The organism is Salinibacter sp., from assembly GCF_036626415.1.
In the GTDB taxonomy this organism is placed as follows: Bacteria; Bacteroidota; Rhodothermia; order Rhodothermales; family Salinibacteraceae; genus Salinibacter.
On record NZ_JAZKRW010000101.1, the window covers coordinates 1 to 10,952 of the forward strand.

Here is a 10,952-nt window from a genome sequence, read left to right on the forward strand (position 1 = left end):
CCTGCGTCGCGGGGAAAGTCCGGTGAAAGGCCGGCGCTGTCGCGCAACGGTTCCAGCCCGAATGCCCGCTCGGAGAGTGATCACGTCTCCCCCGGCCGCTGTGTCGGAGGGAGAGCCCTGCGCGTCTCAAGGGCATGTGGTCCGTGGCGCACAAGTTGATTGACGGCATTCACTGGGGCCCTTCCGGGCAGTCCGCTCCTGCTGCACGGGACAGACCCATACCGAGAACCGCCGCTCTCATCGCGCCCTGGCCTTCGCGACGCGCGCCCATCGTCCGAGGTCCTTTTTCTTCCAACCGAGCGTTCAGTTATGTCCCAGAACCCCTCCCCGAAAGACTCCTCCGTGGCCGACCCGGCCACGTCCACGAACGGGCACTCCTCCAACGGACACCGTGCCAAGACCCGGTCCGGCAAGAACGGATCGCACCAGTATACGCTTTCGGACAGCGATCTCGTCGCGGACGACCGAACGAACGACGACATCTTCGAGACCGACATCTCCGAGGAGGTCTACGAGCAAAACTATCAGTACGGCACCGATGCCCACGTGCCGGACACGTGGTACCGCAACGCGCGGGCCCTGGCATCGATCGAGGACGACCCGACGATGTGGACCCAGCGCTTCTACCAGCTTCTGAGTGGGAAGGGCCTGGGCACCGGCCCATTTCCGTTCACCCCTGGCGGCCGCATCTTCGCCAACGCCGGCACTGGACTGGGGAAGGCAACTTTGATTAACTGTTTTGTGTCGGGGTTTCAGGGGCACGACCAGGACTCGATGGACGAGATCCAGGCAGAGCTGACCCGCCAGGCCAAGATCCTCGCGTCCGAGGGCGGCTACGGCTTCTGTGCCCACGTGATGCGGCCCCGCGGCGCGCGCATCGGCGGGGTTGGCTCCATGACACCGGGGGCCGTGCAGATGCTGGACGTCTGGAATAAGCAGGCCGCCACCATCGTCGCCGGCTCCGGCATGAAGTCCGACCGCGACGACATCAAGGACAAGATCCGGAAGGGCGCCCAGATGGTGACGATGGGCATCTGGCACCCGGACATCATCGAGTTTATCGAGGCGAAGCAGGAGCCCGGGCGCCTGCACAAGTTCAACATGTCGGTGCTCGTGACCGACGAGTTCATGGAGGCGGTGAAGAACGACGACATGTGGGCGCTTCGCTTCCCGGACTACGAGAACGAGAAGGAGTTCTACAAGGAGCACTGGGACGGCAACCTGAAGGCCTACCAGGCGAAGGGCGGCACGGTCAAAACGTGGAAGGACCCGGCCACCGGCGAGCCCGCGGTCTACGAGGCGCGGGAGATCTGGAATCGGATCATGGACTCCACCTACAACCGCAACGAGCCCGGCGTCATCTTCGTCGACACCATCAACCGGGAGAACAACCTGGGCTACGTCGAGCACATCAATGCCACGAACCCGTGCGGAGAGCAGGTCCTCCCCGTCGGCGGCGTGTGCCTGCTCGGCAACCTGAACGTGACGCAGCTGGTGGACCGGGAGGCGGGCACAATCGACTACGACCTCGTCGACGACCTGGTCCCGCTCGCGGTGCGCTTCCTCGACAACGTCAACGACCTCAGCTACGTCCCGCTGGAGGAGCAGCAGCGCAACCTGCAGGAGAAGCGGCGCATCGGGCTTGGCCACTACGGCGACGGCTCGGCCCTCATGATGATGAAGAAGCGCTACGGCTCCGACGAGGGGGCTCGCGTGATGCGCGAGTTCCAGGAGCATCTTGCCAACCGGGCGTACCAGGCCAGCGCGCGCCTGGCCGAAGAGAAGGGCGCGTTCCCGCTCTTCGACAAGGACGAGTACCTGAGCAGCCCCTTCGTGCAGCGCCTTTCGGACAAGACGAAGGAGATGATCGGCGACCTGGGGCTGCGCAACAGCCACCTGCTCTCCATCCAGCCGACGGGCAACACCTCCACCCTGGGCAACGCGCCGTCGAGCGGCATCGAGCCGGTGTTCATGCACAGCTACATTCGCACCTCCGAGCAGCCGGCCCTGCCGGAGGGCATCAACCGCCCCCCGATGTCGCCAGACGCCTACGAGGTGGGCCAGGACATCGACGTCGACGGCACGGCCTGGACCGCCGAGGAGCAGGGCGACGAGACGGTCCTCCGCTGCCAGGAAGAGGGCCACACCCACTGGCAGATTCACCCCACGCGCGACATCTGCAAGGACCAGGAGGTGAAGGACTACGCCGTCCGCCACATGGAGGACGACGGCTCCTGGGACCCGGACGCCGACTGGGCCGTCACGACGCGCGACCTGGACGTGGACGATCACCTGACGCAGATGAAGGCCCTCGCGCCGTTTGTGGACTCCTCGATGTCCAAGACGGTCAACATCCCCAACGACTATCCCTTTGAGGACTTTAAGGAGCTCTACAAGAAGGCCCACGACACTGGGGTCATCAAGGGCGTGACGACCTACCGCGCCGGGACCATGAGCGCCGTCCTCTCCGGGGACGACGAGGAGGAAGACCGGACGGTGCCCCGCACGGAGGCGCCCGATCGGCCGGAGACCCTGCCGTGCGCCATCCACCGCGTGCGCTACCAGGGCGACCACTGGACGGTCCTGGTCGGCTTCCTGGAAGAGGACCCCTACGAGGTCTTCGCCTTCAAGTCGGAGGGGGAAGCCCCCCTCTTCGGCGAGAACAGTGCGCGGGTTGATGAGGGCTACATCCGGAAGAACGAGAGCCGGCACTACTCGCTCCTCGGGCCCAACAAAACGGTCGTAATCGGCGACATCACCAGCCACATGCCGTCCGACGACGTGCGCGTGGAGACGCGGCTCGTGTCGACGGCGCTGCGCCACGGCTCCAAGATCGACTTCCTGGTGGAGCAGCTCGAGAAGGCCGAGGGCTCGATCGCGTCCTTCGGGCAGTCGATGGCGAAGGCGCTGCGCGCCCATGCGACCGACCACGAGGTGACCTGCGACCAGTGTGGCTCCGCAAACGTGCGGCACGTCGAGGGCTGCATGGAGTGCGCGGACTGTGGGCACTCGCGGTGCAGCTAGGGCGTACGCCCCGGCGGCAGTGGGAGGCCACGGTTGGAACGAACTCCGCCCGAAGTGCACTCCTCATACGTAGTCGGGACATACGAACATGTCTTTCGCGGCGCCCTCCCGGTGTGGAGGGCGTCGCGTCGTTTTTGGCAGAAAGAGCTGGAGTGTGATGGCAACGTCAGGTCGTCCGTGGGTCGTCTGCAAGTTTGGGGGCACGAGCGTATCGAGCCGGGCCCGCTGGGACACGATTGCCGACGTGGTGCGGACCCATCAATCGGAGGGGCGCCATCCGTTTCTCGTGTGTTCGGCCGTGGAGGGCATTTCGGACCAGCTGGGGGCGCTGTGCCGCCGGCTGGCCGCCGACGCACACGGAGACCCCCAGTCTACGCTCGCGACCATTCGGGAGCGGCACCGGACGCTGGCGCGCGAGCTGGGCGTGGAGGCAGACGCCGTGCTGGCATCGGAGATGGAGCGCCTGGAGCGGTGGACCGAAGCCATTCGAGACGGGGGCGAGGCGACGCCGCGCCAACGGGCCGCCGTGCTAGCGACGGGGGAGCTCCTGTCCACCCGGCTCGGGGCCGCGTACCTGTCGGCGCAGGGCCTGCCGGTGCAGTGGCTCGACGCCCGCGAGTTCTTGCGGGCCAGCGGCGATTCGCATGCCCCCCCGCGCCGCCAGTACCTGCAGGCCTCGTGCACGTCGCACGCCGACCCTGTGCTGCAGTCGCACCTCGCCGACACCCCGGAGACGGTCTACCTCACGCAGGGCTTCGTTGCGAGCAACGCCCTCGGCGAGACGGTCCTGTTGGGCCGGGGCGGCTCGGACACCTCGGCCGCCCACTTTGCGGCCAAGCTGGGGGCCGGGCGGCTCGAGGTGTGGACGGACGTGCCGGGGCTCTTTACGGCCAACCCGCGGGAGGTTGCCTCCGCACGCCTCCTTCGCCGGCTCGACTACGACGAGGCCCAGGAGCTGGCCACGATGGGAGGACGGGTGCTCCATCCCCGCTGCCTCGACCCGGTGCGGAGACATCAGATTCCACTTCACATCCGTAGCACCGAAGACCCGTCGCTGGACGGCACGGTGGTCACGGCCGACGGGCTCGACACCGGGCCCCAGGTGAAGGCCATCTCCGGCAAGACCGACATCACGGCCGTCAGCATGGACACGCTCGGCATGTGGCAGGAGGTGGGCTTCCTGGCGGACGTCTTTCAGGTGTTTAAGCACCACGGATTGTCGGTGGACCTGGTGGCCACGTCGGAGGCCAACGTGACGGTGACGCTCGACCCCGTGGCCAATGCGCTTGACCCGGAGGTTCTGGACCGGTTGCTGCACGACCTGAACCGGTACTGCGACGCCGAGCTGATCCGCCCGTGTGCCATCGTGAGCCTCGTGGGGCGTCGCATCCGCTCGTTGCTCAACGAACTGGGGCCGGCGTTCGAGGTGTTCGATGAGCAGAAGGTGCACCTCGTCACCCAGGCGGCCAGCGACCTCAACATGAGCTTTGTGGTCGATGAGGGCCAGGCGCCCCGCCTCGTGCGCGAACTGCACGCGCAGTTCTTTGGGCACCGGGCCCCAGACGCCGTCTTTGGTCTGCGGTGGCAGGAGCTGGTCGGCGACGGATCATCGGACGACACGCCGGACGTGTGGTGGCGGACGCGCCGTGAGGAGCTGTTGCGGCTGGCCGAGGAGGCGTCGCCCCGCTACGTCTACGACGCGGACGTGATGCGGGCCCGGAGCGAAGACGTCCAGGGCCTGGGGCCGGTCGACCAGGCCTTCTACGCGGTCAAGGCCAATCCGCACCCCGAGGTGCTCCGCGTGCTGGAGCGGCAGGGGCTCGGCTTCGAGTGCGTTGCCCCGGGAGAGTTGGATCGCGTGTTCGAGGCACTGCCCGGCCTCGATCCGGCGCGCGTCCTCTTCCAGCCCAACTTCGCGGCCCCGTCCGAGTACGCCGACGCCTTCGAGCGGGGCGTGCACGTGACAGTCGACAACGTGCAGCCCGTGGCCGAGCACCCGGACGTGTTCGCCGGGGAGGAGCTGTTTGTTCGGGTCGATCCGGGGCAGGGAGACGGCCATCACCGCAAGGTGCGCACGGCGGGGGTGCAGTCGAAATTCGGCGTGGTGCCCGACGACCTGGAACGGTTCCGGGCGGCGGTCGAGCGGGCCGGGGCGACCGTCGTGGGCCTCCACGCCCACGTGGGGAGCGGCATCACGGACGAAGACACGTGGGCCACCCTCGTAGACCTGTTGGCCAACCTCGCCGGCGCGTTTCCGGACGTGCGTACGCTCAATGTAGGGGGGGGGCTGGGCGTCCCGGAGGCCTCGGGGGGACGTCCCCTCGACCTCGACACGGTCGGCACAGTCCTGAGGGAGGCCGCCGATCGGCACCCGCAGTACGCCCTGTGGATGGAGCCGGGTCGCTACCTGGTGGCCGAGGCCGGGGTGTTGCTGGCCCGCGTTACGCAGACGAAGACGAAAGAGGCGGCGGCGTACGTGGGGCTCGACACCGGCATGAACAGCCTCCTGCGTCCGGCCCTCTACGGCGCCCACCACGAGATTGTCAACCTGACGCGCCTCGACGCGGCCTCCTCGCTGACGGCGGACGTGGTGGGGCCGATCTGCGAAACCGGCGACGTGCTGGGCCACGACCGGCGCCTGCCGCCCACCGAGCCGGGCGACACGCTGCTGGTGGCGACGACAGGGGCCTACGGGGCGAGCATGAGCAACCGCTACAACCTGCGCCCACCCGCGGACGAGACGATGCTCGACGCCGAGGCAGACGGGCCCGGTTCGTGATGGAGAACACAGGCGGTGCCGAGGGCCCGTTGGGGCTGCCCTAAAGCGTGTTCGGGAAGTCGGGGGCACGGGCCGACTGCTCCAGCTCCTCCTCCGCGAAGAAGTGAACGCGGCCTGTCTCATCCACGACCCACACCTCCTCGGCCCCGGCTTCCCGATAGAGGGAAATTTTCGCCTCCATCTCGTCCCAGTCATTTGAGGTGCTCATCACCTCGACACAGATTTCCGGGGCAAGCGTCGGTGGCTCCCCGGTTTCCTCCATGGTTCCGAGTCGGGTCTCCGATGTCCAAATCACGTCGGCCTGCTTTGTCCCACTGGCCGTCGCAATGGGCCATTCCGAAAACGCCTCTCCGCTGTTGAGAAGGGTGTCGAGCTTCTTCTGAATACGCTTTTGCTGGCGGGCGTGGTGAGTGGTGTGCGGGCTCAAGACAATCTGGCCTCGATGATTGGTCTCGACCTTGTAGGGGAGATCGCGAAGGGTTGGATCTGCGACGATCTCCCGCCACTGCTGCTGGTGCTCTTCCGCGGGAGCCTGGGGGGTGGGCATGACGTTCGGAGGCTTTTGAAACAGCGACCAGCATGAAAACAAATAGTGAAGATGGAGGATCCCCCTCCGGCCGAAGATCCGCTGGACCCGCTCACGTTTCGTCATGCCCCCCTTCCCTCCATCCCCGCCGTTTTGTATATTAACAAAATAGGCATGGGTGATCCATGGCCGCGCGCCTCTCCATCTTTCACACAACCAACTCCTCAGTTCCCATGAGCACCATCCGCACCGACGGCATCGACTACGACATCGTGGGCGACGACATGCAACTCGTGGAGGTTGAGCTCGACCCCCAGGAGGGCGTACGCGCCGAGGCCGGCACCATGATCTACATGGACGATGGCATCCGCATGCAAACGGACACCGGCGGCGGGCTCTTCAAGGGCTTCAAGCGCATGGTCTCCGGCGAGAGCTTCTTCATCACCACCTTCCTCCACGAGGGGCGCGGCAAAAGCCACGTTGCCTTCGCGGCCCCGTACCCGGGCAAGATTATTCCCATTCAGCTCGACGACTTCGGCGGCGAGTTCCTGTGCCAGAAGGACGCGTTCCTATGTGCCGACGCCAACGTCGAGATTGAGGTGGCCTTCACCAAGCGCCTCGGGGCGGGCCTCTTCGGGGGCGAAGGGTTCATTCTTCAGCGCCTCACGGGCAAGGGGTGGGCCTTCGTACACGCCGGCGGCACGGTCGTGAAGCGCGAGCTCGACGCCGGCCAGAAGCTGCGTGTGGACACCGGCTGCCTCGCGGGCTTCTCCAGCGAGGTCGACTACGACATCGAATTCATTGGCGGCTTCAAAAATGCACTCTTCGGAGGTGAGGGCGTCTTTCTTACGACGCTCACCGGCCCGGGCACCGTCTACCTGCAGAGCCTGCCGTTTTCCCGCCTTGCCGACCGCATCGTCGCCGGCGAGTTTGCGAACCGGGGCGAAAGCGAAGGCCCAGCGGGCACCGGTGTGCTCGGCGACCTGATCTCGGGGCGCTGAGAGGGGAGAAGGAAGACACATGTTTGAAATATGTGCGCTGGTTTGTATTGTGGGAAACCATGAAACCCACGCTCCCCACAGCTCTCTCCGCCGATGCCCCCCCTGTCCGAGCCCGACCGTTCCGCGCAGGCCTCCCCCGCTTCCGCGTCGCCCGTCGTCGTGACGGCCCTGTGCCCGGCCCGGCGTGCGTCGGGTCTGCGCCGTCCATTCTTCCTTGCCCGGATTGAGGCCGGCTTCCCGTCGCCCGCCTCCGACTACGTCGAGACGCAGCTCGACCTGGCCGAGCACCTGGTCGAGCACGAGGCGGCGACCTACTACCTGCGCGTCTCCGGCACGTCGATGACGGAGGCCGGCATCCACGACGGGGACCTCTTGGTGGTGGACCGGGCCGTAGAGCCGGCGGACGGGGATGTGGTGGTGGCCGCGCTCGACGGAGAGCTGACCGTCAAGCGGCTCCACACCCGCGCGGGGCAAATCGTCCTCGCTCCCGAGAGTGAGCAGCACGACCCCATCCCGGTCCGGGACGGGCAGGAGCTCGTGGTGTGGGGCGTCGTGCGGCACGTGGTCCACGAAGTATCGTGACGCCGCCGCCACCTGCACGCCGCCCTGCTTTGCTCAGTCCCCGATTTCGTCCGTGGATACGGTCTTCGCCCTCATCGACTGTGAGAACTTCTACGTCAGCTGCGAACGCGTCTTCGATCCGTCCCTGCGGGAAGTCCCCGTGGCCGTCCTGTCGAACAATGATGGCTGTATCGTTGCCCGCAGCGAAAAGCTGAAAGCCAAGGGCATTCCCATGGGCGCGCCATACTTCAAATGGCAGGAGGAGATCGAGGGGATGAACGGGGTGGTCTTGTCCTCAAACTACACGCTGTACGGGGACATGAGCCGCCGCGTCCATTCGGTCCTGGAGGAGGAGGCCCTGGAGCTGGAGCGCTACTCGATCGACGAAGCGTTTCTCACGCTTCCGTCCCTAAACCGGAAGAACCTCCAGCGCCTCGCCGACCGGCTCCGCCGAAAAGTGCGTCGCCAGATCGGCGTGCCGATCCGTGTTGGCATTGGCCCCACGAAGACGCTCGCGAAGGTGGCCGACGAAAACGCGAAAGCCCGCAAGCGGGCCGGATGGGGGATGGGTACGTACGTCTGCCCGGAAGAACCGGAGCTGGAAGAGCTGCTTCGGCGCGTTTCCGTCGGGGACATCTGGGGCATCGGCAGCGCCTACGAGGAGGCCCTGACGGAGAAGGGCGTGGCCAGTGCGGCCGCGTTCAGGGCGTTGCCGGACGCGTGGATTCGAAGCGAGATGACCGTGGTTGGGCTGCGCACGGCGCAGGAGCTGAGGGGGCGCCCCTGCCTGGCGCTCGAGCTCGTCCGCCCCGACCGAAAGACGCTCGTCCGCTCCCGGAGCTTTGGCGAGCGGGTCGAGTCGAAAGAGAATCTCCGGCAGGCCCTTGCAAAACATGCCCAGCGCGCCGCGGAAAAGCTGCGGGAGGAGGGCCTGGTGGCCCGCGGCATCAAGGCCTTCATCACGACCAAACGGTTTGGGGACGGTCCCCACTACTCAAACGGCGTGGCCGGGTCCATCTCGGAGCACACCGCCCGCGCTGCGCCCTTTGTGAAGGCCTCCAGACGGCTCCTGGAGGTGATCTACCGCGGGGGCTACGGCTACAAGAAGGCCGGCGTGTGCCTCTACGACATCCGGCCGAGCCGTCCCCATCAGGAAAGCCTGTTCGGCCGGGGGCGCAGGCAGGACGAGAACCTCACGGCGGCCGTCGACCGGATCAACGCCGAGCACGGGAAAGACACCATTGGGCTGGCGGCCGCAGGGCTCCCCTCCGAGCGCGAGTGGGCGATGAAGCGCCAAAACCGGTCCCCAAAGTACACCACGCGGTGGGACGAGCTGCCGGTGGCCCAGGCGTAGGGGCCGATCGGAACGAGGGGGCGGTGGCGGTTCGTTTCCCGCGTCCCAGCGGCCGACTGGCCGGACGAATTCTCGCCCCTTGTTCCCGACGCCCGTGGTTAACAACTACTACACCCTCCGCGCCCTCGTCCGCGAGTGGCGGTCCGACCTCGAAGGCACGACGGTCCGTGACGTCTACTCGCAGAACAAAAACGAGCTGACCGTCGCGCTGGGCGGGGCGGAGCAGGACTGGATGATCCGCGGCTCGGTGCAGCGTCCGTTCCTGTACCTGTTCCGCCGCCCCGGCTACCACAAGGCCCGCCGCAACGTGGCGACCCTCTTCGAGGATGCGATGGGGCAGACGGTGGCCGGGGTCGCGATTGCGGAGCGAGACCGGCTCGTGTCCCTCGTCCTGGACGACGGCGCGCGGATCCTGTGGCAGCTCTTCGGCGCGCGGGCGAACGCCTTCCACGTCGCCCCCGACGACACGATCGTCGCCGCCTTCCAGCGCCACGACGAACTCGTGGGCACCGACGCGCCGGAGCCGTACCCGGCGCCGATGCCGGAGACGGTCGACGAGTTCGAGGAGCGTTGGAACACCAACCGCAACAAGACGCGCCAGGCGGTGCAGTCGGCCGTGTCGCTCTTCGGGGGCGACCTGGCGCGGGAGACGCTGCACCGGGCCGGCGTTACGATAGACGCGCCGGAGGACTGCACGGAAGCGGACCGCCGCGCCCTCTTCGACGCCTCCCTTGAGGTCCGCGCGGCCCTCGACGCCCCTAAGCCCGTGATCTACGGCGACGGGCAGTTCCCGGACGTGTTCTCACTGCTTCCGCTCCGCCACCGCGCCGACGCCCCCGCCGAGCGGTTCGACACGGTGGACGCCGCGGTGTCCGACTTTGTGCGGCGCACGCTGGCGGAGCAGCACTTCCACCGCCTCTACGATCCGCTGGAGGAGGCCCTCGAATCGGCTGTGGAGCACGAGCGCCGGAGCGCCGAGCGGATGATGGAGGAGCTGCAGAGCGAGAGCCGGGCCGGGCGCTACGAGCGGTGGGGGCACCTGCTCATGGCCCAGCAGGATCAGGTGCCGCCGGGGGCCGAGGAAGTCGAATTGCCGGACCTGTTCGAGGAGGGGGATCCGGTCACCATTCCCCTCGACCCCGCCAAGTCGCCCGTCGAGAACGCCGAGCACTACTACGACCGGGCCCGGAGCACGCGGCGATCGCGGGAAGAGGCCGAGGCGCGGCTCGACGACACGATCGAGCGGGCGGACCGAGCCGAGGCGCTCCTCGAAGACCTCCGAGCGATCGACACGCTCGACGGCATCAAGCAGTTTCGGGACGAGCGCGAAGACGAGGTTGTCCCATTTGTGGAGCGGGACGACGCGGACGTGGACGATTTTCCATTTCGGCGGTTCGACCTTGGGGAGGGCTTCGAGGTGTGGGTCGGCAAGAACGCGCGCCAGAACCACGAGCTCACGTTCCACGCCAGCCAGCCGTACGACCTGTGGCTCCACGCCCGCGGCGTGCCGGGTGCCCACACCGTGCTCCACCGGCCCAACCGCGACGCCGAGCCGGGCCCGCGCCGCCGCCACACCGCCGCGGCCATCGCCGCCCACTACAGCACGTCGAAAGGGAGCGACGTGGCGCCCGTCATGGTGACCGAGCGCAAGTACGTCACCAGCCCCACGGGTGCGGACCCCGGCGTCGTCCGCGTCGACCGCGAGGA

General features: G+C 67.3%; 7 protein-coding genes and 1 riboswitch. Of the genes, 6 read left to right on the plus strand and 1 reads right to left on the minus strand.

What is annotated here, in order from left to right; all coding sequences use genetic code 11:
* The first annotated feature begins 1 nt into the window (after position 1).
* Positions 2 to 75, plus strand: a riboswitch (adenosylcobalamin-variant (AdoCbl-variant) riboswitch).
* Positions 76 to 309: 234 nt separating this feature from the next.
* Together V5A20_RS10730 and V5A20_RS10735 are read left to right on the plus strand one after the other, a co-directional pair.
* The gene (locus tag V5A20_RS10730) at positions 310 to 3,024 is read left to right on the plus strand and encodes an adenosylcobalamin-dependent ribonucleoside-diphosphate reductase (protein WP_332316078.1); all 2,715 of its coding nucleotides are present in this window, start codon (positions 310 to 312) and stop codon (positions 3,022 to 3,024) included.
* A gap of 157 nt (positions 3,025 to 3,181) precedes the next feature.
* Positions 3,182 to 5,803: a bifunctional aspartate kinase/diaminopimelate decarboxylase gene (locus V5A20_RS10735; protein ID WP_332327312.1), complete on the plus strand. Its 2,622-nt coding sequence runs from the start codon at positions 3,182 to 3,184 to the stop codon at positions 5,801 to 5,803.
* A 40-nt stretch (positions 5,804 to 5,843) separates the two neighbouring features.
* Here the strand turns inward: V5A20_RS10735 and V5A20_RS10740 are convergent, their stop codons facing one another.
* Positions 5,844 to 6,350: a Uma2 family endonuclease gene (locus V5A20_RS10740; RefSeq protein WP_332316076.1), complete on the minus strand. Its 507-nt coding sequence runs from the start codon at positions 6,348 to 6,350 to the stop codon at positions 5,844 to 5,846.
* 212 nt (positions 6,351 to 6,562) lie between these two features.
* On the opposite strand from V5A20_RS10740, the gene V5A20_RS10745 reads away from it, so the two are divergent.
* From V5A20_RS10745 to V5A20_RS10760, 4 genes are all read left to right on the plus strand, one after another.
* On the plus strand, positions 6,563 to 7,330 hold the full coding sequence (locus V5A20_RS10745) for a TIGR00266 family protein (RefSeq protein ID WP_332316075.1): 768 nt from the start codon (positions 6,563 to 6,565) through the stop codon (positions 7,328 to 7,330).
* 93 nt (positions 7,331 to 7,423) lie between these two features.
* Positions 7,424 to 7,912 (plus strand): LexA family protein, encoded by a 489-nt coding sequence (locus V5A20_RS10750; protein ID WP_332327313.1) that lies wholly within the window; start codon positions 7,424 to 7,426, stop codon positions 7,910 to 7,912.
* Between the two features lie 52 nt (positions 7,913 to 7,964).
* Positions 7,965 to 9,245, plus strand: a complete 1,281-nt coding sequence (locus tag V5A20_RS10755; RefSeq protein ID WP_332327314.1) for a Y-family DNA polymerase — start codon at positions 7,965 to 7,967, stop codon at positions 9,243 to 9,245.
* A 79-nt stretch (positions 9,246 to 9,324) separates the two neighbouring features.
* On the plus strand, positions 9,325 to 10,952 hold a 1,628-nt coding region (locus V5A20_RS10760; protein WP_332327315.1), incomplete at its 3' end, for an Rqc2 family fibronectin-binding protein.